Below are 22749 nucleotides of genomic sequence, written 5' to 3'. Positions count from 1 at the left end.
CTTCGAGGAAGGAAATGAGCGCTGCGGGGCGGCCCGCCAGCTCGCCGAGTTGCTTCCCATCCTTGCGGGCGACGGGGAGCGGGCAGGATAGACCGCGATCGGCGAGATGCTGCATCAGGCCGAGGAAGAAGGGCAGATCGGCAGGATCGACGCGCTTTTCGTAGAGGGTGAGGATATAGGGCGCCTTGTCGGTGTGGAGCAGGAAATTCGAGTTCTCCACGCCTTCGGCGATGCCCTTGTAGGACATCAGCGAGCCCGCATCATACTGGGCGAGGAAGCGTTCGAGTTCGTCTTCGGTGATATCGGTATAGACTGCCACAGCGACTTTCCGTGATGCACGATTCTGCCGAACGCATAACCCGCGTCACTAAGGATCGCCAGTCTCATGGCGACATGGACCACAGGTTTCGAACGGCGCGCACGAACATCGTCCTTTCCTTGCCGACCTGGTGTCAACGGAAAAGAACGCTGGACCAGACGGACAACAAGCCCGAGAGAGGCCTCACGACAGCAAACACGAAAAGTCCAGCCCCAAACACCACGAATGATCGGCGCGCTCGGACCTTGTAAGGCTCCAGCTCCGCTAACTGATAAATGGTCCGATAGGACAGCGATTTTTGCCTCTGCAGCCGTAGCCAGATCAGAAACAACAGGCCCATATTCATCATGGAGTAGATCAAGGCAGCGATCGCGACCCAGAAACCGAGGCCGGCGAGCAGGTCTATCAGGATCATTTTCCGTTCCATCTTGCGGCGGAAGCGCCCAGCATTGCCGCCTCCCGTCCCTCCGCCTGGCTCTGGGCTTTCGATGCTGCAATCGATTCACCGGATCGATTGCTCCCGCTCAAAGCGGGACCGCTTCTCACCCATTCACCCAGGCCATGTCCTCATGCGTCAACGCAATATTCCGCAGTTCGCGGTTAACCAGGAAATGCTCGTTCTCCTCGGCCATCTCGGCCAATTCGACCGTCGCGTCATAGCGCTCGCGGAAGGCGTCGATGATCTCGTTGACGATGACCTCGGGCGCCGACGCACCCGCAGACAGTCCGACGGTCCGGAGCGGGCCGACGGCGTCCCAGTCGATCTCGGCGGCGCGCTGGACAAGCAGCGCCTGCCTGGCGCCGGCCTTGAGGGCGACCTCGACGAGGCGCTTGGAGTTGGACGAATTGGGGGCGCCGACGATGAGGAAAAGGTCCGTGCCCGGCGCGGCGAGTTTGACCGCTTCCTGCCGGTTGGTGGTGGCGTAGCAGATCGAATCGGCTGCGGGATCCTGCAGGTTGGGGAAGCGTTCCTTGAGCTTGGCGATCACGCCTTCGGTGTCGTCGACCGAGAGCGTCGTCTGGGTGACGTAGCCGAGATTGTCGGGGTCCGGGGGCGTGTAGCGCTCGGCATCCTCGACGGTGTCGACCAGCGACACAGCGCCCTCGGGCAGCTGGCCCATCGTGCCGATGACTTCGGGGTGCCCCTCATGGCCGATCAGGATGACGTGGCGACCGAGGCGCTGGTGGCGGAGCGCCTGCTTGTGGACCTTGGAGACCAGCGGGCAGGTGGCGTCGAGAAACAGCATCTCGCGCGCCCGGGCGCCGGCGGGCACCGACTTGGGCACGCCGTGGGCGGAGAAGACTACCGGCCGATCGTCGGGGCATTCGTCCAGTTCCCTGACGAACACCGCCCCCATGGCCTTGAGCCGGTCGACAACGTGGCGGTTATGAACGATCTCGTGGCGCACATAGACCGGTGCGCCGTATTTCCCGATGGCGCGCTCGACGATCTGGATGGCGCGGTCAACTCCCGCGCAGAAACCGCGCGGGGTGGCCAGCCGCACGGTCAGCGGACGCTTTTCGGGGGCCGGGATCGGCGCGTGCAGGGTCATGGCGGGAACCTAGTCGTTCGGTCCCGCCGCCGCCACTCCGGTTTACGCCAGCGCGGGTTTGCCGCGCCTCGCTTTAGCCGCTATCAGCAACGAGCGTTGCGCCCGGCGTCGGGCTGTCGCGCGCCTCCTCGTTCGTGGAAGAGCTTTCGATGCGTCGCGTCTCCAAAATTCTCCTGGTCTCGGTTCTCGCGGCCCTGGCTCTGCCCCAGGCCGCCTCGGCCCAGTCGCGCCCGCGCGGCGACAGCCCGCAGAACGCCGACGGCTCGGAGACCAACCAGAGGGAGCGCCGGCCCCGGATCGCGCCGCTGCGCCGCAACGCCGCCGCGGGGCCGTGCCCGTATGTGAAAATCCTCTACGACGCCGCCCGCTACGTCGAACTGACCGGTGAGCGGGTGTCGTCGTCGAACGTCGGGTTCACCGGCGAGATCGAAGGCCTGACCTCGGACTGCGCCTATCAGGGCGACGAGCCGATCACGGTGCAGACCCGGGTGCTGTTCAACCTCGGACGTGGCCCGCAGGCCCAGGGCGATCAGCGCACCTATCGCTACTGGATCGCGGTGACGGAGCGGAACAGGGCCGTTCTGGCCAAGGAGTATTTCGACCTGCCGGTCGATTTCGAGGGCGCCCAGACGACCTCCATGACCCAGGAGCAGACGATCGTCATTCCGCGCGCCGACGCCACCACGAGCGGGGATAATTTCGAGATCCTGGTCGGCTTCGACGTGACGCCCCAGATGGCCGAGTTCAACCGCACGGGCAGCCGCTTCCGCGTCAATGCGGGCACGACCACCCCGCCGCCCGCCGCCCAGTAATGACCGACCTCAGGACTGTTCTGGGCGAGGCGGTCGGGGCCGCCTTCGCCGCCGAAGGCGTGGACCCGGCGCTCGCCCGCGTGACCCCGTCGGACCGGCCGGACCTGGCCGACTTCCAGTCGAACGGCGCCCTGGCCGCGGCCAAGGCGCTGAAGGCCAATCCGCGCGAGCTGGCCGGGCGGCTGGCCGAGCGGCTGAAGGGCGACGACCGGCTGGCTTCGGTCGAGGTCGCGGGCCCGGGCTTCATCAATTTGAAGGTCGCCGACGCCGCGCTGGCGGCCCGGGCGGCCGAGGTGGCGGGCGACGCCGGCCACAACGGCGCCTCGGTGGTGGCCGCGCCGCGCAAGGTGGTCATCGACTACGCCGGACCGAACGTGGCCAAGCCGATGCATGTCGGCCATCTGCGCAGCTCGATCATCGGCGAGAGCCTGAAGCGGCTGTTCCGCTTCCGCGGCGACACTGTCTGGGGCGACGCCCATTTCGGCGACTGGGGCTTCCAGATGGGGCTGCTGATCGTCGCCGTGGCGGACGAGGGCGGGGCCGACGGCTTCATGGCCGAAGGGGATGGGCCGTTCCCGTCCGAGAGCCCGGTGACGCTGGAGGATCTGGAGCGGCTGTATCCGGCCGCCGCCGCCCGGGCCAAGGAAGACACCGGGTTCCGCGATCGGGCCCGCAAGGCGACGGCGGAGCTGCAGGCGGGGCGGCCCGGCTACCGCGCCCTGTGGCGGCACATGCACGACGTCTCGATGAGCGGGCTGCAGCGCGAGTTCGGGGCGCTGGGCGTGACCTTCGACCTGTGGAACGGCGAGAGCGACGCCGATCCGCTGATGCCCGAGATGATCGCCCACCTCGAGAAGACCGGCCTGCTGGTCGAGGACGACGGGGCGCGGGTGGTGCATGTCGCCAGGCCGGGCGAGACGCGGAAGCGCAAGCTGGCCGACGGCAGCGTCATCGAGGCGCCCAGTCCGCCGCCACTGCTGGTCATCTCGTCGGAGGGGTCGGCCATGTACGGCACGACCGACCTGGCGACCATTCTGGACCGGCGCAAGGCGATCGACCCCGACCTGATCCTCTATGTCGTCGACGAGCGGCAGGCCGAGCATTTCGAACAGGTGTTCCGGGCGGCGTATCTGGCCGGCTATGCGGCCGAGGGGTCGCTGGAACACCTCGGCTTCGGCACCATGAACGGGCCGGACGGCAAGCCGTTCAAGACCCGCGCGGGCGGGGTGCTGAAGCTGCACGACCTGATCAGCATGGCCACGGACAAGGCGCGGGAGCGGCTGCGCGAGGCGAGGCTTGGGGCCGACCTGCCGGAGGCGGAGTTCGAGGACATCGCCCGCAAGGTGGCGGTGGCGGCGTTGAAATTCGCCGACCTGTCGAACAGCCGGACGACCAGCTACGTCTTCGACCTCGACCGGTTCATGAGCTTCGAGGGCAAGACCGGGCCGTATCTGCTGTATCAGGCCGTGCGGATCAAATCCCTGCTGCGCAAGGCGGCCGATCAGGGCGCGGCGGCGGGGCCGGTGGTCATCGCCGAACCGGCCGAACGCGACCTGGCCCTGACGCTGGACGCCTTCTCGCAGACCGTCAGCGAAGCCTACGACAAGCGGATGCCGCACCTGATTTCGGAGCACGCCTGGCGGCTGGCCCAGTCGTTCTCGAAATTCTACGCCGCCTGCCCGGTGCTGGCCGCGCCGGACGAGGCGACGAAGAGCTCGCGGCTGACGCTGTCGAAGGCGGTGCTCGACCAGCTGGAGCGGGCGCTGGACCTGCTCGGCATCGACACGCCGGAGCGGATGTAGGTCAGTCCTCCGGCCGCGCGTCCCCGCGCATGGCGAAGGCGGCCGAGATCGACCAGGCGCCGAGGGCGAGCACCACGACGAGGGCGCCGTGCACATCCGGTCGCCAGGTTCCGCTGGCCAGCCAGAGCAGGAAGGCCGCGGCGATCAGCAGGCCGGCGACGCCGAGCGGGCGACCGCCGGGACGGCTGAGCCAGGCCATACCGAAGACGCCCGTGGCGATCGCGGCCAGCGCGTAGTGGATCGCGGAAAAGCCCTGGTTGGTCCACCAGACCAGCCGGCGCAGGGCGTCCACGGTCTCGGCTCCGATGTCGCCCGGGAGCGACGGCTGGAGCACTTGAGGCATGACCAGACCGTTCAGCGTGCCGGCGACCATGCCGGCGAACAGGCTGAAGCCGATGAAGCTGAAGCCGAGCGGCGGCAGGGCGCGCGACAGGCCGAGCCAGCGCGTCAGCTCCAGATAGCCGTAGGCCAGCACCGGCACGACCAGCAGGGCGGTCCAGTGGACGGCGTCGTTCAGATCGACATGGCCGAGCGAGGGGCCGCCGAGGTGGGTCGGATGCACCGCCATCAGGGCGATATAGGCGACCCAGCCGACGATCAGGGCGGCGGCCCCGGCCTTTGGATTGGCGTGCATGCGAACTCCTCCCGACGCTGTGCGCCTTGTGGTTGGCATGGATCGGGGGGAAAACCAGCGGGCGTCCGGCGCCTCCGGGAGGATGCGGGACAACGGGGTGGAGAATGTCCGGAAACGGCAGCGGCATGGACGAGCGCGTCGCCCGCACGCGGCAGCGGCTGGCGCATGCGCTGATCGCGCTGGGGCGGACCTGCGACCTCGAGGACATCCGGGTCGGCGACCTGGCGAAGTCGGCGGGCGTCGGGCGCTCGACCTTCTATGCGCACTTCAGGGACCGCGACGACTTCCTCGGCCAGTCGTTCGCCGGAATGATCGCGGTCTGCGACAGCGCGGCCCGGCGTGAGGGGCTGTCGTCCGACATCCTGCCGATCGCCCATGTGGTGATGCATATCGCCGGCAACCAGGCCTTCTCCCGGCGGGTGGCGCCGTCGCGGTCGATGGAGGTGATGCTGGCCGCCGGAGAGCGGAAGCTGCGTCTGATCGCGGAGGCCAATCTGGAGCGGCTCGCCGCCGGTCTGCATCCGGAGGAGCGGCGGCAGACGGCGGCCTTCCTGGCGGGAGCCTTCATCGGTCAGCTGAGACTCTGGCTGCAGAACGACTTCCGCACCGCTCCCGAGACCCTTATCGTTTCGCACCGCCGACTGGCGGCCGGCGTGCTGGAGACGATCGCCGCCGCGCCGCCCTCGCCCGTCCCGTTCGACCGGAGACCCGCCCATGTCCCTTGACGCCTATATCGCCGGCCTGCCCAAGGCGGAACTGCACCTGCATATCGAGGGCTCGCTGGAGCCCGAGCTGATGTTCGAGCTGGCCCGGCGCAACAAGGTCTCGATCCCGTTCGACAGCGTCGAGGCGGTGCGGGCGGCCTACGACTTCTCCAACCTGCAGGACTTCCTCGACATCTATTACGCCGGGGCGAACGTCCTGCAGACCGAGGAGGACTTCCACGATCTGGCGCTGGCCTATTTCCGGCGGGCGGCGGCGGACAATGTGCGCCACGCCGAGATCTTCTTCGACCCCCAGACCCACACCGACCGGGGCATTCCGTTCGGGGTCGTGGCCGAGGGGCTGCTGGCGGGAATGAAGCGGGCCGAGCGCGAGCTGGGCGTCAGCTCGAAGCTGATCCTGTGCTTCCTGCGGCATCTGGACGAGCACGCGGCGTTCGACACGCTTCACAAGGCGGAGCCGTGGCTGGACCGGATCGAGGGGGTGGGGCTGGATTCGTCCGAGGTCTGCCATCCACCGTCCAAATTCCAGCGGGTGTTCGAGCGCGCCGGCCAGATGGGGCTGAAGCGGGTCGCCCACGCCGGCGAGGAAGGGCCGCCCGAATATGTGCGCGAGGCGCTGGACCTGCTGCACATCGACCGGATGGACCATGGCAATCGTTCGATGGAGGACGAGGCGCTGATCGAGCGGCTGGCAGCGTCGCAGATGACGCTGACGGTGTGCCCGCTGTCGAACCTGAAGCTCTGCGTCGTGAAGGATCTGAAGGAGCATCCCGTGCCGGAGATGCTGCGCCGGGGCCTGCATGTGACGCTGAACTCGGACGATCCGGCCTATTTCGGCGGCTATGTGAACGACAACTACCGGCGCCTGGCGGAGGCGGTGGGGCTGACGCGGGAGCAGGTGACGCAGCTGGCGCGGAACAGCTTCGAGGGGTCGTTCCTGGACGAGGCGGAAAAGGCGGTGCGGGTGGCGGAGGTGGAGGTCTACGCGGCGGGGTGAGACCGCCAGAAAGCGGACGCGCTCAATGTCTCGGAAGGGTGGTTAGCAGACATATCAGACGATAGCCTGCCGCTCCTTTTGGAGACGCGCATGGACGATCTCGCACTCGCCTTTGAAGCAGCAGTTGTTGGCCGGTCCTGCCGCGTCGAACGCCGCGAAGCAGACTGGATGTTCGACCTCCGCGACAATGTGGGTTTGGCGGTTGGTTGTCACTGGCGATTAGTTTCAGCCGATGGCATCGCGCTTACGGACGAGGATGATGGGCAACGCTTTGGCTTGCCAGCTCCGGTCGATGCCGAAACCAATGCGAACGAACTCCTCGCCGGAGCAACCGTTTCTTCCGCGACAGTCGACTGCCTGACAGCAGACCTGTGTCTGCGGTTTTCGAACGGCCTTCGCCTCGATCTACTCAACAACTCCTCCGGTTACGAAGGCTGGCAGGGAGGCTTCGACCGCGACGGCAACGCCGTGTCCATCATTGCGATGGGGGGCGGTAGCCTCGCCTATCTCTGAATGTCGCCTACGGGTCGGGAGCGGACTGTCAGACAAGGACGCTCAGCGGACCTGATCGAGGGCGGCCTTGATCCGCCCCAAGGTTTGCTTGGCCATCACCCTATCCAAGCCTATGCGAGTCTGGAACTCCCATTCCGGGATTGCATCCGGCCCGTGGCAGACCTCGTTGAGGGCGTTGTTTATCGCCAACAAGTCGTCGGCGGTCATTTCAACAGTCAGACGCTTGACGGAGTTCATCTTCGCTTCTCTTCTCGGAGGTGGTAGCGTGCCTTCCACTCCAAACTTCCGCTACGGGTCGGGAGCCGACTGTCGCCCGAGGGTGGGAAGCGGACGCCGCTAACGAAGACGGTTGAAGTAGCTGCCGTATCGTCGTCGCACGTTCTCATCCGAGTCTATCTCGATCTGGATGTCGAGTGCCCCGCATTCGGCTCTGAGGGGATGTATGATTTCAAGGAGAACGCTGCGGGCCCAGAGATCAAGTTGGCTTGTGCGAGCGTCGGCGGCATCTGCTTCCGTCGGCAGGAAGAGGATCGCGTGAAAGCGGCAACGCTCGTACGGGAAGATAGCGAACTCTCTGAGATCACACATTTCCGCTAGTCGGGTCTTCGCCGCGAGGGCTATCGCGTCCCAATCGCGGTCTATCCAAGCCATTGCTTGCCGCGCCTCCTTAACCTCTTGAGGCGTCGGTTTATTGTAGTTCGTTTGGACCACTGCGCTGCCCCTGCGTTCGATCATGGCCAAGCGTACCACGTCTTGCCGAAGGCCGCTTTGGGTCGGGAGCGACCGTCGCCTACGGGTGGGAAGGGGACACAAGGCCCTCGGTGGGAAGGCATCCGCATGACGAGGTTCTGTGGTATCAACCGGCATGCATGAACGCTCGCCCGGTCCAAAGCGAAGCCCCCAGCGGAAGATGGGCTGCTTCGTCGGGCTTATTGCGGTTTTGCTCCTATGCAGCGCGGGGTGGGCAGGGATTACTGGATACCTGCCGGTTTATCTTTTCGACTCTGCCAGTTGGAAGAATCCACCGTCCGCCTACACCCGGGTGAGGATGGTGAGTGCGCTCTTGCTGACTCATGACCTCAACGGAATGACCAAATCAGAAGTGGTCGAGCTACTCGGCGAACCACCAGCGAGCAATTATTTTCGAGACTGGGATTTTGTTTATAATCTTGGTCCCGAACGAGGGCTTTTTAGTCTCGACTCGGAATGGCTCGTCTTGCGGTTTGGGCCTGACGAGCGAGTCTCGGAATGGGCTGTCGTAAGCGACTAACACGTCCGCAATGGGTCGAGAGCCGACGGTCGCCTAAGGGTGGAAAGCGGACCTCAAACGGCTTCGAGGATTAACCCGCAGTTCTCCAGTCCGGGTGAAACTGAAGGACCACTTCGAGCAAGGATCGCCCGATGCGTTCGACAATGCCCGCTGTCGTGCTGGCCGTTCTCTTGCTCTCTTCATGCGTAGCGGACTCCCCTGTCGAGCCTCCTACCGCACACACGTTGCGGCCAGCGACCGCAGAAGAAGTTCGAGACATCGCCATGAACTGGCACCGTCATTGTTTCCTCGGATCGGTATATGGCCGAGAGAAATATCTCGGGCGAGCCACCATGCAGCGCGCTGACTTCGCACTGCGACCGGGAAGCTTTTCGGTGTCCGGGAATATCCTGTGCACGAAAATCGCGGGGGAGCCGGATCGGTGTCGAGCCTTGTTTGTCGGTCCCACTGGTCCCGCAATCTACATCACTGACGCCCGCGACTTTCGCGGAACCGACCGGTGGATACCCTGCCGACCTCTGACCAAAGCCCCGTAGCTACGCCACCGCGAACTGGTCGGTCACTACGTCAGCTTGGGGTCGGTTTGCGAAGCGCGCATCGCGCCGGAAAGCGGACCTCTGAGCTACGCCTGGAATGTCGTCTTTCCGGTATGGTCCGCGTGTCCGCTGTTGGCGCGAGTCAGACGCCAAGCCATTGCAGTCCGCCGGGAAGATCGCCGAGGGCATAGTCCACTTGTAGAACTCGGCGGTGCGTCGCAGCAGACGCTCTGTCGGAAGCGTGCAGGATTGGCGTGGCATAGGTCCAGATGTCTCCCAAGTCAGCAAGACACATGGCGACGCCGCACCTTGCAACTACCGCTGGAACATCAGACTCGGGGATTCTTCCAAAGCGGTGCGAGCCCGGCGCGATGAGCAAGGGAGCGTTGGACTGAGGGACAGGGTCGAGGTGGGCGCGCAGCGTGAGCATGCTGGCCAGCAGCTCGAAGGGCGGCGCGACGTGGAGGGCACCATGCTTGCGCGTCCAAGGCCCGAAGCCTTCAACTTCTTTTCGTTCACGCACTGCGATCACGCGGTCTTGGTGCCAAGCCAATGACCAGTTCGCGGACGCTGTCTTGTCGAAGAGGATCGCCCGCACCGGCCGCGCCATCCCACCCAGATTTCGTGCAGCAATGGATCCGATCGGACCGTTGGCGGCGAGGAAACTCACCAGCCCGTCAACATCGAATAGCCTGACGCCAGCGACGTCTCGCGGCTGGCCGGCGAGCACCTGTTCCAAAGTCGCGAGTGCGGAGATGTCGAGCGCCTTTGGCGCTAGCTCAGCGCCGTCTCGTCCGAGCTCAAGCTGGGCAACCGGGGCAGGCATGCGGCTGTTTACCCCCGACAGATCACACGCTCAACGAAAGTCGGCTTCCAGGCCCCGTCCGAGCGTCCGCTCCGGGCGCTGGGCTGAGATCGGCTAGGTGTCCGACCGGAGGACCGCTAAGGGTGGTTAGCGGGCATTGGTCAGGCCGCGCTTTGAAAAGAAGCCAGGAGCAAACCTCCAACGTCGTCCGGGTCGGTCGATGATGTTTGCTCCACACCGGTCGGTTCAAAACCCTCCTTCGCACCCAAGTTGCGCGAAGGACGGAAGATGACCTGCGACCCTTTCGCTTCAACGGCGACGTGCTTGGCGGACGCCATGAAGGCTTTCTGACTCTTGGCTCCTGCTGCGGCGGGAACGGGGTTTGCGACGGATTTCCAATCGGTCGGGTGAGGCGTCGCCCGTCGCGAGGCGGCCAGCGCACTGAGGACAGCCTGTCCCAAGATCATAGGGTCAGACGTCTCACAGACCTGCACAGGACCGTCAGAAATCCAGACGCCTGCTGTTGTTTCTCGCTCAGCCGCGAGAACAATCCGACCTTGAAAGATGTAGGCTGCCGCGCATTGCATCGCCCGACCTTATCTAGCTCCGCGATGTCCGCAACGGGTCGTAAGCGGACCCACCAACAGTAGCCCCTCACCCTTTCGCCTTGCCGATCGCTTCGCTCCCGGAGGCTCAAGCCCTCTCCCGCCGGGAGAGGGTTGCTCCTGCCCCCGCTTGACTTCCCCCTTGAGTCGGGGCCTAGGTCGCGGCGCTCTCGCGGGAGAGATCGGGGCCGTTTCGGCGGCTTCGGAGCCGAAGGCGCAACCGCCCCGGAAACGCTCAGGCAAACGGACCGCGAGGACATACGGACGCTGGAAAGTCGCTCCCAGGAGCGCGCCGACGGAGCAAGGTCGCCGGACCCCCGGCGGCCGGAATCTCTCAGGCTTCAGGACAGCGGGGGCGCGAGGACGGCGGAGCTTTCCGCTTCAACACGCGACCACGAAAGTCTGACCATGACCGACGAGACCCTGAAGACCACGCCTCTCAACGCCGCGCACCGCGCGCTGGGCGCCCGGATGGTCGGCTTCGGCGGCTATGACATGCCGGTGCAGTATGAGGGCGTGCTGGCCGAGCACCGCTGGACGCGGGAGCACGCCGGCCTGTTCGACGTCTCGCACATGGGTCAGTGCCGGATCAGCGGCGCCGACGCGATCGCCCAGTTCGAGCGTTTCGTGCCTGGCGACTATGCGATCCTGAAGGCCGGCAAGCAGAAATACAGCCTGCTGCTGAACGCCGAGGGCGGGATCATGGACGACCTGATGGCCGGCAAGCCCGACCACGACGGCCTCTATGTGGTGGTCAACGCCGGCAACAAGGATGCAGACTTCGCCTTTCTGGAAGCCAACCTCGAGGGCGATGCCAAGCTGACCGTGCTGGCCGACCGGGCCCTGTTGGCCATCCAGGGGCCGGAGGCCGCCGAGGTGATGGCGAAGCACGAGCCGGTGCTGTCGGAAATGGGCTTCATGGACTGCGCCCGGCTGATGCTGTTCGGGGTCGACTGCTTCGTCTCGCGCTCGGGCTACACCGGCGAGGACGGCTATGAAATCTCGGTCCCGGGGGATCAGGCCGAACGCATCTGGAACACCCTGCTGGACGACGCCCGGGTCAAGCCGATCGGCCTCGGCGCCCGCGACAGCCTGCGGCTGGAGGCCGGGCTGCCGCTGCACGGCCACGACATCGACGCCACCACCAGCCCGGTGGAGGGCGCCCTGACCTTCGCCCTGTCGAAGTCGCGCAAGGAGCGGGCCGACTTCAACGGCGCCGACCGCATCCTGAAGGAACTGGCCGAGGGCCCGTCGCGGGTCCGCGTCGCCCTCAGCGTCAAGGAAGGCGCCCCGGCCCGCGAAGGCGCCGAGATCGCCGACATGGACGGAAACGTCATCGGCAATGTCACCTCGGGCGGTCCCTCCCCGACTCTGGGCCGCAACATCGCCATGGGCTATGTGCCCCCGAAGTTCGCCGAACTGGGCACGGAGCTGAAGGTCATCGTGCGCGGCAAGCCGGCCGCCGCCGAGGTCGTCGCCATGCCCTTCGTCGCCCAACGCTACTATCGCAAACCCAAGGCCGCCTGAGCCTTTCGGAGACAGACCGATGCATTTCACCAAGGATCACGAGTGGGTTCGCCTCGACGGCGACGTCGCCACCATCGGCATCAGCAAGCACGCCGCCGAGGCCCTGGGCGACGTGGTGTTCGTCGAGACGCCGGAAGCCGGCAAGTCGGTCTCCAAGGGCGACAGCTTCGCCGTGGTCGAGAGCGTCAAGGCCGCCTCGGACGTCTACGCCCCGGTGTCGGGCGAGGTGATCGAGGGCAACGCCGCCCTCGCCTCGGCGCCCGAGACGGTCAACGCCGATCCGGAAGGCGAAGGCTGGTTTGCGAAGATCAAGGTGTCGGACGGCGGCGAGCTGGGCGGCCTGATGGACCGCGCGGCGTACGATCAATATCTGACCACGCTCTAGAGCCCTCCCCTCGAGGGGGAGGGTTGGGTGGGGTGGAGGCAAACTCTATCCCACCTGAACTCCGACCGGCGCCGATAGCGACCTTGTCGGCGCCAGCCTGCCACCACCCCATCCCAACCCTTCCCCCTCGAGGGGAAGGGCTTTGGAGAGAATGATGCGCTACCTTCCCCTGACGCCCGACGACCGGTCGGCCATGCTGGCCGCCATCGGGGCCAAGTCGATCGACGACCTGTTCGTGGACGTGCCGCAGGCGGCGCGGCGGGAGGGCTTCGTCGACCTGCCGCGCGTGGCGGGCGAGCTGGAAGTCGAGCGGGCGCTGGGGGCCATGGCGGCGAAGAATACGGCCGCGGGATCCGTTCCGTTCTTCTGCGGCGCGGGAGCCTATCGCCACCATGTGCCGGCGACGGTGGACCATGTGATCCAGCGCTCGGAGTTCCTGACCAGCTACACGCCGTACCAGCCGGAGATCGCCCAGGGCACGCTGCAGTATCTGTACGAGTTCCAGACCCAGGTGGCGAACCTGACCGGCATGCCGGTGGCCAACGCCAGCCTTTATGACGGCTCGACCGCCATGGCCGAGGGCGTGCTGATGGCCACCCGCGTGACCCGCCGCAACAAGGCGGTGATCTCGGGCGGCGTGCATCCGCACTATGTCGCCGCGACCGAGACGGTGGTGCACGCCGTCGGCGTCGAGACCCAGGTTCTGCCCGCCGCGGTCGACGCCGAGGCGGATGTGATCGGCCAGATCGGGCCGGATACGGCCTGCGTCGTGGTCCAGACGCCGAACGTGTTCGGCACCGCCACCGATGTGACGAAGATCGCCGAGGCCGCCCACGCCGCCGGCGCCCTGCTGATCGTCGTGGTGACCGAGGCCGTGTCGATGGGCCTGCTGAAGTCGCCGGGCGAGATGGGGGCCGACATCGTCGCCGCCGAGGGTCAGTCGATCGGCAACGCCCTGAATTTCGGCGGCCCCTATGTCGGCCTGTTCGCCACGCGGGAGAAGCTGGTGCGCCAGATGCCCGGCCGTCTGACCGGCGAGACGGTCGACGCCGACGGCGAGCGCGGCTTCGTCCTGACCCTGTCCACGCGCGAGCAGCACATCCGCCGCGACAAGGCCACGTCGAACATCTGCACCAACTCGGGCCTGTGCACCCTGGCCTTCACCATCCACATGAGCCTGCTGGGCGAGACGGGCCTGCGGCGGATGGCGCTGCTGAACCATGAGGCGGCGGTGGCGACGCGGGATGCGCTGGCTTCGATCCCGGGCGTCGAGGTGCTGACGCCGCGCTTCTTCAACGAGTTCGCGGTGAAGCTGCCGAAGAATGCGACCGACGTGGTCGACGCCCTGGCGCAGAAGGGCGTGCTGGCCGGCGTGCCCTACGGCCGCCTCGCCCCTGCCGCCGGCATGGACGACGTCCTGCTGGTCGCCGCCACCGAGACCACCACCGAAGCCCATATCGCCGCCCTCAAGACCGCCCTGGCGGAGGTTCTGTAATGAGCACCATGAACACCGTCGGCCGCCCGACCACGCCGAACCGGGTCGAGAGCAAGCCCGCCACCCTGACCGGCGGCCGCGGCCTGCTGCAGGACGAGCACCTGATCTTCGAGAGCGACGGCTGGGGCAAGACCGGCGTCGACCTGCCGGAGCCGAAGGGGACCGGCGCCGACCTGGGCGATCTGGTGCGCAAGGATCCGATCGGCCTGCCGGGGCTGAGCGAGCCCGAGACCATGCGGCACTATGTGCGCCTGTCGCAGAAGAACCACGCCATCGACCTGGCCATCTATCCGCTGGGCTCGTGCACGATGAAGCACAATCCGCGCCTCAACGAGAAAATGGCGCGCCTGCCGGGCTTCTCGGACATCCACCCGCTGCAGCCGCAGTCGACGGTGCAGGGGGCGCTGGAGCTGATGGACACCCTGGCCCACTGGCTGAAGACCCTGACCGGCATGCCGGCGGTGGCCCTGTCGCCCAAGGCGGGGGCCCATGGCGAGCTGTGCGGCCTGATGGCCATCCGGGCGGCGCACGAGGCGAAGGGCGAGCACGAGCAGCGCCGCAAGGTGCTGGTGCCGACCTCGGCCCACGGCACCAATCCGGCCACCGCCGCCTTCGTCGGCTATACGGTGGTCGAGGTGGCCCAGACCGACGACGGCCGGGTCGACGTGGCCGATCTGGCGGCCAAGCTGGGGCCGGACGTGGCCGCCATCATGGTGACCAATCCGAACACCTGCGGCCTGTTCGAGCGCGACATCCTCGAGATCAGCCGGCTGACGCATGAGGCCGGGGCGTATTTCTACTGCGACGGGGCCAACTTCAACGCCATCGTCGGGCGGGTGCGGCCGGGCGACCTGGGCGTCGACGCCATGCACATCAACCTGCACAAGACCTTCTCGACCCCGCACGGCGGCGGCGGGCCGGGCGCGGGCCCGGTGGTGCTGTCGGAGGCCTTGGCGCCGTTCGCGCCGGCGCCCTGGGTCGTGGCGGGCGACGATGGCTTCAAACTGGTCGAATTCGCCGAGGGCGAGGCGGAGCAGGCGTTCGGTCGCCTCTGCGCCTTCCAGGGCCAGATGGGCATGTATGTCCGGGCGCTGAGCTACATGATGAGCCATGGCTCGGACGGGCTGAGGCAGGTGGCCGAGGACGCGGTGCTGAACGCCAACTACATCAAGGCCCGGCTGCAGGACCTGATGAGCCCGGCCTTCCCGGACGGGCCATGCATGCACGAGGCGCTGTTCGATGACGAATGGCTGAAGGGCACGGAGGTGACCACGCTCGACTTCGCCAAGGCGATGATCGACGAGGGCTTCCATCCGATGACCATGTATTTCCCGCTGGTCGTGCACGGGGCCATGCTGATCGAGCCGACCGAGACGGAGTCGAAGCAGGAGCTGGATCGCTTCATCGAGGCGATGCGGGCGCTGGCGACGGCGGCGATGGCCGGCGACGTCGACCGCTTCAAGGGCGCGCCCTTCCACGCGCCGCTGAAGCGGCTGGACGAGACCCGGGCGGCCCGCCAGCCGGTGCTGCGCTGGACAGCGCCCGAAGGATCGAACATCGCGGCTGAATAGCCAGTCGCGGCAATGTGAACGCCGTCCTCCCGAAAAGGCGTATCCTTCTCCACGCGTTATCAGAACCGAAACAGGCGTTGGGAGGCGCTCAGGTCATGATGTCACGCGTACAAAAGGGTCTGGTCGCCGGTCTGGCGGCCACGGTGGTGGTCTCGATCATCGAGGCGATCAACATGACGGTGGGCCACTGGGCCGTCGCGTTCCCCCAGCTTCTGGCCGTCATGCTGCAACAGCCCGCGGATCAGCCGGCCATCGGCTGGGCCGCGCACGTCGTCGCGGGCCTCGGCCTCGGCGCCCTGTTCGGCGTGCTGTGCCCGCGGCTGCCGACCGACACCGCCGAGTCCAAGGGCATAGTGTTCGCCGTCGGGGCCTTCATCCTGATGGGACTGGTCATCGCGCCGATCGGCGGGGCGGGCCTGTTCTTCATGAAGGCCGGGTTCGGCACCCTGGCCTGGATGATCGCCAGCCATGCGATCTTCGGCATCGTGCTGGGCAATGTCTACGGACGGCTGGTCGGCCGCGGCCGGGAAGCCCAGCACATGATCCACGGCAACCACATCCACCGTCACGGTCCCTACCACGCCTGAGCGGGTCGGGACTGAAAGCGAAAGGGCCCCGCTGTCGCCAGCGGGGCCCCGTGCGTTCCGGCGATGTGCGTTCCGGCGATGTGCGTTCCGGTGACCGGGCCCGTCAGTTCAGCCGCGAGCCGATCTGGGCGATGGCGGCGTCGAGGAGCGGATCGGTCTTCTGGCCGGCCAGGCGGGCGGCGAGGATCTGTTCGGCGGCGCGGGCGGCGAGATCGGCGGCCGCCGCCTTGACCTCGGCGGAGGCCTGGACCTCGGCCTGGGCGATGCGGCGCTCGGCCAAGGCCTGACGGCGGGCCAGGGTTTCCTCCAGCTTGACCTTGGCCTCGGCCTCGATGACGCGGGCGTCGGCTTCGGCGGCCTTCAGCATCTCGGCGGCCTGGGCTTCGGCCTCGGCCTTCTCGGCGCGGATCTGGGCCAGCAGGGCCTCGGCCTCGGCGCGCAGGCGGGCGGCCTCGTCGAGTTCGGACTGGATCCGGGCGGCCTTGGCGTCGAGGGCCCCGCCCAGCAGCTTGAAGGCGCCGGTGAACAGGCAGAGGGCGAGGAACAGGACCAGGCCGACGCCGACCCACAGTTCGGCGCTGGAGAGGCTGAAGAAGCCCTCTTCGAAGAACATGTTCATGTCAGGCGGCTCCCTTGACGGCGGCGGCGGCCTCGGCGGCGGTCGGCGCCTTGCCGGTCAGGCGTTCGACGATGGCGGCGGCCGTGTCGGAGGCGATGGCGGCGACATTGGTCATGGCGGCGTCGCGGGTCTTGCCGATGGCGGCCTCGGCCTCGGCGATGCGGGCGTTGACGACGGCCTCTTCCTGGGCGGCGCGGGCGTTGGCCTCGTCAGTGACGCGGGCCTTGGCGGCGGCGGCGGTGGCGCGCGACGAGGCGCGGGCGGCCTCGACCTCGGCCTTGGCGGCTTCGGCCTGGCCGGCGGCCTCGGCCTGGACCTGACGGGCCGTGGCGATGGCGCCGGAGATGGTCTGCTCGCGCTCGTCGAAGACCCGGCGCAGGCGCGGGGCGAAGACCCTGGCGATCAGGAAATACAGGATGGCGAACAGGAAGATCAGATAGACGATCTGCCCGAACCAGTGCTGGAACTCGAACTGCGGCAGGCCGCCGGACTCGTGCTCGCCGCCGTGGGCGGCTTCGGTCGTGGCGTGCGTGTCCTCGATCGCGACCGGATGGGCCGCGTCGGAGGGCAGAACGGGGTGGGCTGTGGTGGTCATCTGTCGCCTGGTCTTGTCGCTGGCCCATTTCGTGGATTCAGGTCGCGCGACCCGAAGCGGAAATGGGCTGGGGCTACGGTCGATCCGTCAGCCGACGACGGCGCGGCCCTGCACCAGGCAGGCCGCGCCGCGCCGGAAGGACGAAATCAGGCCGAGTACAGCAGGATGCCGAGCACGAACGACAGGATGCCCAGGGCTTCGGCCAGAGCCGCGCCCACGAACAGGTTGCCGATCTGCGAGCCGGCGGCCGACGGGTTGCGCAGGGCGCCCGCCAGGAACTGGCCGAAGATGTTGCCGACGCCGATGCCGGCGCCGATCATGCCGGTCATCGCGAGGCCGGCGCCGATGAGCTTGGCGGCTTCTGCTTCCATGGTCGTAAGTCCTAGTCTGGGGTTGGTTGGTTGGAGACGAAACTGGTCCCGGCCCTAGTGGCCGTGGCCCAGGTTGACCACGTCGTTCAGGTAGATCGTGGTCAGAACAGCGAAGACGAAGGCCTGCAGGAAGGCCACGAGGAACTCCAGCGCGGTCAGGCCGACCGTCATCCCGAGCGACAGGATGAAGACCGGAACGCCGAGCCAGCCGATGGCGCCGCCTACGGCGACGACCACGAAGCCGGCGAACACCTTCAGGGCGACGTGGCCGCCCATCATGTTGCCGAACAGACGAAGGGTGAGGGTCACCGGCCGCAGCAGGAAGGAGACGAACTCGATGATCACCACGAAGGGCAGGACCGGCCACGGCACGCCCGACGGCACGAACAGGGTGAAGAACTTCAGCCCGTGCTTCGCGAAGCCGATGGCCAGCACCATCAGGATGGTGATGACGCCGAAGGTGGCGGTGACGGCGATCTGCGAGGTGGCGGTGAAGCTGAGGAACAGGCCGAGGAAGTTCATCGCCAGGATGAACATGAAGATCGTGAAGACGAACGGGAACAGCTTGCGGCCGTCATGGCCGATGATGGAATCGACGAGGCCGTCGATCATGCCGAACAGGGTCTCGCCCGCCGCCTGCATCCGGCCCGGAACGACCTTGGCCCCTGCCGTGACCAGGGTCAGGAACAGCACGACCATGCCGAAGGCGACGGTCATGGCGAGATGGGAATTGGTGAAGGCGATCGTCTGCTGCCCGATGAAAGGCAGCGTCACCTCGACCTCCGGGCTCAGAGGCTGGATCTGGAACTGGTGTAGCGGATCGGCCATCGAGCCCTGGGTCCCTAGTCTTCTTCGTCGTCGTCGAAGGGAACCGACTTCGGCTCCACCCCGCTTGCCTTCGCCTGGGCCATCAGGCGTTGCGCCGTCCGCCAGGCCATGAATACCGAGACGGCGAAGCCCAGCAGGACGCCGCCGATCAGACCCCAGGGTCCCGTCCCGGCGAACCGGTCCACGATGAACCCGAGCGCCAGTCCCACGAACACGCCGCCGAACAGGTCGGCGAGGATACGCCACGCCTGCCCCGCCGCCGCCTGCCCCGCCGCCTCGTGAGACAGCTGGCGCGCATTGCGCGCCTCCATCGCGGATGCGCTTTCGGTGAGGCGTTTGATCGCCTCTTCGCGCGATTCCGGTTCGGTTGACATGGGCGGCCTCAGCACTCCGGCACGGACGCCGGAGGGGGTCTGAATTCGGCGCGGAACCTATAGGCGTGACCCCGGCAGGTCAAGGCGGTGCGGACGCGCATTAGATCGTTGATTTTCCGCACGTTTGTTTCGTGGATTTGCAGGCGTGGCGAACGGTCGCTGGCGGGGACCGGGATTTCGGGCATGAGTCTGCGCCTTCCGGTTTGTCGGCGGGAAGGGCGGGGAGGCGTGCGGAGCGCCGGGCCTGCGCCCGCAGATCGTTGTGAGAATACCGTTTCGATGCAGACAGACGCTCCGCGTGGAGATTTTCCGGCAGCTTGCGTCGGGTGGCGCTCTTAACGGGGCCCGGAGCCCTGGATCATCACGAAGGACACGAAGGAAGAGGGCGAGGCACAGACGAGGCCGGAGGGCCTTGCCGCTATCGGGAGGAGTCGCCTTCCACTTGAAGGCGGCCAAGGGCCGCGGTGCGCCGGCCTCAGCGGCCGCCCTGCAGGCAGTGGCGGGCGGTGTAGAGGCCGTTGAGGTAATGCCAGCGGTTCTCGTCGGCCTCGCGGCGGGCCCGTTCGGGCGCGTTGAGGGCGTCGACGCCGGCCATGACCAGGCCCGCGCCGGGAATCAGGGCGGCGGCGCCGGCCTTGGCCACGCCGCCGAGGGCGCCGCCGGTGGGCGTCCCGCCCATCCTCGCGCTGAGCGTCGCCGCCTCATTGGCGATCTGGCGGCAGGTCATGTTGGCGTCGCCGGTCCGCACCACCGAGGCGGCGTCTGCGCCGGACGCCTGCCGCGTAGCGCAACCGCCGCATACAAGGGCCGCGGCCAGGAACAAATGAGCTTTCACAATCGGTACTCCACCTCTGCCTGTCCGGGACAGAACGGGGGTGGAGGATCGAGGTTGCCTGCGGCGTCTGTCAGGCCGGAGGTTCAGGCGCGGACGGCGCGGCTCGCCTCGACGCCCAGGGCCCTCAGGGCCGCGGCGGCGATATGTTCAGCGTTGAGACCCGCGGTGGCGTACATCGCGTGGGGCGTATCCTGGTCCTGGAAGACGTCCGGCAGGCAAAGGGTGCGGATCTTGAGCCCCGCGTCGAGCGCGCCCTTTTCGGCCAGCAGCTGAAGCACGAAGGCGCCGAAGCCGCCCATGGCGCCCTCCTCCACCGTGATCAGGCATTCGTGCTCGCGGGCGAGGCGCAGGATCAGGTCGGCGTCGAGCGGCTTGGCGAAGCGGGCGTCGGCGACGGTGGCCGAGACGCCGCGGGCGGCCAGGGCCTCGGCGGCCTTGAGCGATTCCTGCAGGCGCGTGCCGAGCGACAGGATGGCGACCGTGGTCCCCTCGCGCACGATGCGGCCCTTGCCGATCTCCAGCGGGGCGGCGAGTTCCGGGATCTCGACGCCGACGCCGTCACCGCGCGGATAGCGGAAGGCCGAGGGGCGATCGTCGATCTCGAGCGAGGTGGCGATCATGGCGGCCAGGTCGGCCTCGTCGGCCGCGGCCATGAGGACCATGCCGGGAAGCGCGCCCATGAAGCCGATATCGAAGGATCCGGCGTGGGTGGCGCCGTCGGCGCCGACCAGGCCGGCGCGGTCCATGGCGAAACGCACCGGCAGCTTCTGGATGGCGACGTCGTGGACGACCTGGTCGTAGCCGCGCTGGAGGAAGGTCGAATAGATGGCGCAGACCGGCTTCATGCCGTCGGCGGCGAGGCCGGCGGCGAAGGTGACGGCGTGCTGTTCGGCGATGCCGACGTCATAGGTGCGGGTCGGGAAGGCCTGGCCGAACAGGTCGAGGCCCGTGCCCGAGGGCATGGCGGCGGTGATGGCGACGATGGACGGGTCGAGGTTGGCCCGCTTGATCAGCTCCGTCCCGAACACCTTGGTGTAGCTGGGGGCGTTGGAGACGGATTTGGACTGTTTGCCGGAGACGACGTCGAATTTGGCGACGGCGTGCAGCTTGTCGGCGCTGCTCTCGGCCGGGGCGTAGCCCTTGCCCTTCTGGGTCACGACATGGACGATCACCGGGCGGTCGGTGATGGCGGCGGCGTTCTTCAGGATGGGGACGAGGTTGTCCATGTCGTGCCCGTCGATCGGGCCGATGTAGTAGAAGCCCAGCTCCTCGAAGAAGGTGCCGCCGACGATCATGCCGCGGGCGTATTCCTCGGCCTTGCGGGCGGCGTTGCGGAACGGACGCGGCAGGTGTTCGGCGACCGACTTTCCGAAGCGGCGGAAATTGCGATAGGCGCCGCCCGAGACCTGTTTGGCCAGGTAGGCGCTCATGCCGCCGACCGGCGGGGCGATCGACATGTCGTTGTCGTTGAGGATGACCATCAGCTGGCCATTGGTGGTCTCGGCCGCGTTGTTCATGGCCTCGTAGGCCATGCCGGCGGACATGGAGCCGTCGCCGATGACGGCCACGACGCGGTTCTTTTCGCCCTTCTGGTCGCGGGCGGCGGCGAAGCCGAGGGCGGCGCTGATCGAGGTCGAGGCGTGGGCGGCGCCGAAGGGGTCGTATTCGCTCTCGCTGCGCTTGGTGAAGCCGGACAGGCCGCCGGGCTGGCGCAGGGTGCGGATGCGGTCGCGGCGGCCGGTCAGGATCTTGTGCGGATAGCACTGGTGGCCGACGTCCCAGATCAGGATGTCCTTCGGCGTCTCAAGCACATGGTGCAGGGCCACGGTCAGCTCGACCACGCCGAGGCCGGCCCCGAGGTGACCGCCGGTGACGGAGACGGCGTCGATGGTCTCGGCGCGCAGCTCGTCGGCCAGTTGCTTCAACTGCGGGATGTCGAGACCCCGCGTGTCGGCGGGAAGCTTGACCTTGTCGAGCAAAGGCGTGTCGGGCATTCGGCGACCTTGGACCCAGGAGATACTGTCGTTGTAACCCGCTCTAGACCATTTCGCTGCCGGGCGGGTCGATCCGGTGTCGAAAAGCGGTTCAGAAGCGGTGCAGACGGGGCGGCGATTCAGGACCGGCGTTTTAGCACGAAGTCCACGCTGGCCTTGAGGATTTCGGCGTCGGAGCCGAACGGGTCGAGGTGGGCCCGGGCCTGGTCGGCCAGATGCGCGACCCTGTGCCGCGCCGCCTCTATGCCCAGCAGGGTGACGAAATTGGTCTTGCCCTGGGCGTGGTCCTTGCGGGCCGCCTTGCCGAGGATGTCCTCGTCGCCCTCGACGTCGAGCAGATCATCGACGATCTGGTAGGCCAGGCCGATGTCGTGGGCGAAGCTGATCAGCGCCTGGCGGTGGACCTCGCGGGCGTCGGCGATGATCAGCGGGATCTCGAAGGCGTAGGTGAACAGGGCGCCGGTCTTGAGCCGCTGCATGCGGGCGACGCCGCCGAGGTCGTCGCGCACGCCGAGAAGGTCGATCATCTGGCCGCCGGCCATGCCGCGCGCGCCCGATGCCAGCGACAGGCGGGCGGCGAGCTCGCAGCGCACGGCCGGATTCTCGTGGGTGTCGGGGTGGAGCAGGATGTCGAAGGCGGCGGTCTGCAGGGCGTCGCCGGCGAGCACGGCGGTGGCCTCGTCGTAGGCGCGGTGCACGGTGGGGCGGCCGCGGCGCATGTCGTCGTCGTCCATGCACGGCAGGTCGTCGTGGACCAGGCTGTAGGCGTGGACGCATTCGAGGGCGCAGGCGGCGCGCAGCACCGGCCGCTCCTCGATGTCGAAGAGACTGGCCGCCTCCAGCGCGAAGAAGGGGCGCAGCCGCTTGCCGGGACCGAGGGCCGCATAGCGCATGGCCTCGGTCAGCCGGGACTCGGGGCCGTCGGCGCGGGGCAGGAGCTCGTCGAGGGCGACGGTGACGAGGTCGGCGGTCTCGGCGACGCGGTCGATGACGTTCT

26 protein-coding genes and 2 riboswitches are annotated in these 22749 nt (G+C 67.3%); of the genes, 10 read left to right on the top strand and 16 right to left on the bottom strand.

All coding sequences use genetic code 11. The features are described from left to right. The 3 genes from VEA62_RS09965 to ispH all read right to left on the bottom strand — a co-directional run. Positions 1-319 (bottom strand): phosphotransferase (locus tag VEA62_RS09965; protein ID WP_324821157.1); only part of this gene is annotated, 319 nt, incomplete at its 3' end. A gap of 133 nt (positions 320-452) precedes the next feature. Then, on the bottom strand, positions 453-734 hold the full coding sequence (locus tag VEA62_RS09960) for a hypothetical protein (RefSeq protein WP_324821155.1): 282 nt from the start codon (positions 732-734) through the stop codon (positions 453-455). Between the two features lie 127 nt (positions 735-861). Then, positions 862-1872, bottom strand: a complete 1011-nt coding sequence (gene ispH / locus VEA62_RS09955; RefSeq protein WP_324821153.1) for a 4-hydroxy-3-methylbut-2-enyl diphosphate reductase — start codon at positions 1870-1872, stop codon at positions 862-864. A gap of 149 nt (positions 1873-2021) precedes the next feature. Between ispH and VEA62_RS09950 the strand changes: the two genes are divergently transcribed. Both VEA62_RS09950 and argS read left to right on the top strand, forming a co-directional pair. Continuing rightward, complete coding sequence (locus tag VEA62_RS09950) at positions 2022-2684, top strand: Tat pathway signal sequence domain protein (RefSeq protein ID WP_324821151.1); 663 nt, start codon at positions 2022-2024, stop codon at positions 2682-2684. Then, complete coding sequence (argS, locus tag VEA62_RS09945) at positions 2684-4486, top strand: arginine--tRNA ligase (RefSeq protein ID WP_324821149.1); 1803 nt, start codon at positions 2684-2686, stop codon at positions 4484-4486. The genes VEA62_RS09950 and argS overlap by 1 nt, the downstream gene beginning before the upstream one ends. 1 nt (position 4487) lies before the next feature. On the opposite strand, the gene VEA62_RS09940 is transcribed toward argS, so the two are convergent. Then, the gene (locus tag VEA62_RS09940) at positions 4488-5120 is read right to left on the bottom strand and encodes a hypothetical protein (protein ID WP_324821148.1); all 633 of its coding nucleotides are present in this window, start codon (positions 5118-5120) and stop codon (positions 4488-4490) included. A gap of 104 nt (positions 5121-5224) precedes the next feature. Between VEA62_RS09940 and VEA62_RS09935 the strand changes: the two genes are divergently transcribed. The 3 genes from VEA62_RS09935 to VEA62_RS09925 all read left to right on the top strand — a co-directional run bounded on the left by VEA62_RS09935 (position 5225) and on the right by VEA62_RS09925 (position 7355). Beyond that, complete coding sequence (locus VEA62_RS09935; protein WP_324821146.1) at positions 5225-5845, top strand: TetR/AcrR family transcriptional regulator; 621 nt, start codon at positions 5225-5227, stop codon at positions 5843-5845. Next, positions 5835-6842, top strand: coding sequence for an adenosine deaminase (locus tag VEA62_RS09930; RefSeq protein ID WP_324821144.1), 1008 nt, complete (start codon positions 5835-5837; stop codon positions 6840-6842). The genes VEA62_RS09935 and VEA62_RS09930 overlap by 11 nt, the downstream gene beginning before the upstream one ends. Positions 6843-6932: 90 nt before the next feature. Beyond that, entirely contained in the window at positions 6933-7355 is a 423-nt protein-coding gene (locus VEA62_RS09925; protein WP_324821142.1) for a hypothetical protein, read from the top strand. Positions 7356-7397: 42 nt separating this feature from the next. Here the strand turns inward: VEA62_RS09925 and VEA62_RS09920 are convergent, their stop codons facing one another. From VEA62_RS09920 to VEA62_RS09905, 4 genes are all read right to left on the bottom strand, one after another. Continuing rightward, on the bottom strand, positions 7398-7592 hold the full coding sequence (locus VEA62_RS09920) for a hypothetical protein (protein ID WP_324821140.1): 195 nt from the start codon (positions 7590-7592) through the stop codon (positions 7398-7400). A gap of 99 nt (positions 7593-7691) precedes the next feature. After that, positions 7692-8096 (bottom strand): hypothetical protein, encoded by a 405-nt coding sequence (locus VEA62_RS09915; RefSeq protein WP_324821137.1) that lies wholly within the window; start codon positions 8094-8096, stop codon positions 7692-7694. A 1207-nt stretch (positions 8097-9303) separates the two neighbouring features. Then, positions 9304-9987, bottom strand: a complete 684-nt coding sequence (locus tag VEA62_RS09910; protein ID WP_324821134.1) for a phytanoyl-CoA dioxygenase family protein — start codon at positions 9985-9987, stop codon at positions 9304-9306. Positions 9988-10127: 140 nt separating this feature from the next. Beyond that, complete coding sequence (locus VEA62_RS09905; RefSeq protein WP_324821131.1) at positions 10128-10304, bottom strand: hypothetical protein; 177 nt, start codon at positions 10302-10304, stop codon at positions 10128-10130. 430 nt (positions 10305-10734) lie between these two features. After that, positions 10735-10832, top strand: a riboswitch (glycine riboswitch). A 4-nt stretch (positions 10833-10836) separates the two neighbouring features. Next, positions 10837-10923: riboswitch (glycine riboswitch) on the top strand. Positions 10924-10979: 56 nt separating this feature from the next. Between VEA62_RS09905 and gcvT the strand changes: the two genes are divergently transcribed. The 5 genes from gcvT (at position 10980) to VEA62_RS09880 (ending at position 16136) form a co-directional block, all read left to right on the top strand. Next, positions 10980-12098, top strand: a complete 1119-nt coding sequence (gene gcvT / locus VEA62_RS09900) for a glycine cleavage system aminomethyltransferase GcvT (protein ID WP_324821128.1) — start codon at positions 10980-10982, stop codon at positions 12096-12098. Between the two features lie 19 nt (positions 12099-12117). Further along, entirely contained in the window at positions 12118-12483 is a 366-nt protein-coding gene (gene gcvH / locus VEA62_RS09895; RefSeq protein ID WP_324821125.1) for a glycine cleavage system protein GcvH, read from the top strand. Positions 12484-12637: 154 nt separating this feature from the next. Further along, positions 12638-13978, top strand: a complete 1341-nt coding sequence (gene gcvPA / locus VEA62_RS09890) for an aminomethyl-transferring glycine dehydrogenase subunit GcvPA (RefSeq protein WP_324821122.1) — start codon at positions 12638-12640, stop codon at positions 13976-13978. After that, entirely contained in the window at positions 13978-15549 is a 1572-nt protein-coding gene (gene gcvPB, locus VEA62_RS09885; RefSeq protein WP_324821119.1) for an aminomethyl-transferring glycine dehydrogenase subunit GcvPB, read from the top strand. Before gcvPA ends, gcvPB begins: the two co-directional genes overlap by 1 nt. A gap of 98 nt (positions 15550-15647) precedes the next feature. Next, positions 15648-16136, top strand: a complete 489-nt coding sequence (locus VEA62_RS09880; protein ID WP_324821116.1) for a DUF6789 family protein — start codon at positions 15648-15650, stop codon at positions 16134-16136. Positions 16137-16239: 103 nt separating this feature from the next. Here the strand turns inward: VEA62_RS09880 and VEA62_RS09875 are convergent, their stop codons facing one another. The 8 genes from VEA62_RS09875 to VEA62_RS09840 all read right to left on the bottom strand — a co-directional run bounded on the left by VEA62_RS09875 (position 16240) and on the right by VEA62_RS09840 (position 22741). Beyond that, positions 16240-16755, bottom strand: a complete 516-nt coding sequence (locus VEA62_RS09875; RefSeq protein WP_324821114.1) for a F0F1 ATP synthase subunit B — start codon at positions 16753-16755, stop codon at positions 16240-16242. A 1-nt stretch (position 16756) separates the two neighbouring features. Then, positions 16757-17350, bottom strand: coding sequence for a hypothetical protein (locus tag VEA62_RS09870; RefSeq protein ID WP_324821111.1), 594 nt, complete (start codon positions 17348-17350; stop codon positions 16757-16759). A 146-nt stretch (positions 17351-17496) separates the two neighbouring features. Then, complete coding sequence (locus VEA62_RS09865; protein ID WP_324811313.1) at positions 17497-17721, bottom strand: F0F1 ATP synthase subunit C; 225 nt, start codon at positions 17719-17721, stop codon at positions 17497-17499. Between the two features lie 54 nt (positions 17722-17775). Next, positions 17776-18549: a F0F1 ATP synthase subunit A gene (locus tag VEA62_RS09860; protein ID WP_324821108.1), complete on the bottom strand. Its 774-nt coding sequence runs from the start codon at positions 18547-18549 to the stop codon at positions 17776-17778. 14 nt (positions 18550-18563) lie between these two features. Beyond that, positions 18564-18923 (bottom strand): AtpZ/AtpI family protein, encoded by a 360-nt coding sequence (locus VEA62_RS09855; RefSeq protein WP_324821105.1) that lies wholly within the window; start codon positions 18921-18923, stop codon positions 18564-18566. 475 nt (positions 18924-19398) lie between these two features. Next, the gene (locus VEA62_RS09850) at positions 19399-19758 is read right to left on the bottom strand and encodes a hypothetical protein (RefSeq protein WP_324821102.1); all 360 of its coding nucleotides are present in this window, start codon (positions 19756-19758) and stop codon (positions 19399-19401) included. A gap of 83 nt (positions 19759-19841) precedes the next feature. Next, positions 19842-21752 carry a 1-deoxy-D-xylulose-5-phosphate synthase gene (gene dxs / locus VEA62_RS09845; protein WP_324821099.1) on the bottom strand — a complete coding sequence of 637 codons (1911 nt, stop codon included), beginning with the start codon at positions 21750-21752 and terminating at the stop codon, positions 19842-19844. Between the two features lie 119 nt (positions 21753-21871). Next, positions 21872-22741 (bottom strand): farnesyl diphosphate synthase, encoded by an 870-nt coding sequence (locus VEA62_RS09840; RefSeq protein ID WP_324821166.1) that lies wholly within the window; start codon positions 22739-22741, stop codon positions 21872-21874. Positions 22742-22749: the final 8 nt, after the last annotated feature.

Origin of the sequence: Brevundimonas sp. (genome assembly GCF_035627475.1) — a bacterium.
Classification (GTDB): Bacteria; Pseudomonadota; Alphaproteobacteria; order Caulobacterales; family Caulobacteraceae; genus Brevundimonas.
Note: the sequence above shows the minus strand (reverse complement) of the source record. Positions and strands in the feature narration are given on the sequence as shown.

Coding starts and splice junctions, on each gene's coding strand:
- VEA62_RS09920 (WP_324821140.1), bottom strand. CDS start 7,592: ATGAACTCCGTCAAGCGTCTGACTGTTGAAATGACCGCCGACGACTTG.
- gcvH (WP_324821125.1), top strand. CDS start 12,118: ATGCATTTCACCAAGGATCACGAGTGGGTTCGCCTCGACGGCGACGTC.
- dxs (WP_324821099.1), bottom strand. CDS start 21,752: ATGCCCGACACGCCTTTGCTCGACAAGGTCAAGCTTCCCGCCGACACG.
- VEA62_RS09935 (WP_324821146.1), top strand. CDS start 5,225: ATGTCCGGAAACGGCAGCGGCATGGACGAGCGCGTCGCCCGCACGCGG.
- VEA62_RS09950 (WP_324821151.1), top strand. CDS start 2,022: ATGCGTCGCGTCTCCAAAATTCTCCTGGTCTCGGTTCTCGCGGCCCTG.
- gcvT (WP_324821128.1), top strand. CDS start 10,980: ATGACCGACGAGACCCTGAAGACCACGCCTCTCAACGCCGCGCACCGC.
- VEA62_RS09880 (WP_324821116.1), top strand. CDS start 15,648: ATGTCACGCGTACAAAAGGGTCTGGTCGCCGGTCTGGCGGCCACGGTG.
- VEA62_RS09930 (WP_324821144.1), top strand. CDS start 5,835: ATGTCCCTTGACGCCTATATCGCCGGCCTGCCCAAGGCGGAACTGCAC.
- ispH (WP_324821153.1), bottom strand. CDS start 1,872: ATGACCCTGCACGCGCCGATCCCGGCCCCCGAAAAGCGTCCGCTGACC.
- VEA62_RS09960 (WP_324821155.1), bottom strand. CDS start 734: ATGATCCTGATAGACCTGCTCGCCGGCCTCGGTTTCTGGGTCGCGATC.
- gcvPB (WP_324821119.1), top strand. CDS start 13,978: ATGAGCACCATGAACACCGTCGGCCGCCCGACCACGCCGAACCGGGTC.
- argS (WP_324821149.1), top strand. CDS start 2,684: ATGACCGACCTCAGGACTGTTCTGGGCGAGGCGGTCGGGGCCGCCTTC.
- VEA62_RS09925 (WP_324821142.1), top strand. CDS start 6,933: ATGGACGATCTCGCACTCGCCTTTGAAGCAGCAGTTGTTGGCCGGTCC.
- VEA62_RS09875 (WP_324821114.1), bottom strand. CDS start 16,755: ATGAACATGTTCTTCGAAGAGGGCTTCTTCAGCCTCTCCAGCGCCGAA.
- VEA62_RS09905 (WP_324821131.1), bottom strand. CDS start 10,304: ATGGCGTCCGCCAAGCACGTCGCCGTTGAAGCGAAAGGGTCGCAGGTC.
- VEA62_RS09860 (WP_324821108.1), bottom strand. CDS start 18,549: ATGGCCGATCCGCTACACCAGTTCCAGATCCAGCCTCTGAGCCCGGAG.
- gcvPA (WP_324821122.1), top strand. CDS start 12,638: ATGCGCTACCTTCCCCTGACGCCCGACGACCGGTCGGCCATGCTGGCC.
- VEA62_RS09870 (WP_324821111.1), bottom strand. CDS start 17,350: ATGACCACCACAGCCCACCCCGTTCTGCCCTCCGACGCGGCCCATCCG.
- VEA62_RS09910 (WP_324821134.1), bottom strand. CDS start 9,987: ATGCCTGCCCCGGTTGCCCAGCTTGAGCTCGGACGAGACGGCGCTGAG.
- VEA62_RS09940 (WP_324821148.1), bottom strand. CDS start 5,120: ATGCACGCCAATCCAAAGGCCGGGGCCGCCGCCCTGATCGTCGGCTGG.
- VEA62_RS09855 (WP_324821105.1), bottom strand. CDS start 18,923: ATGTCAACCGAACCGGAATCGCGCGAAGAGGCGATCAAACGCCTCACC.
- VEA62_RS09865 (WP_324811313.1), bottom strand. CDS start 17,721: ATGGAAGCAGAAGCCGCCAAGCTCATCGGCGCCGGCCTCGCGATGACC.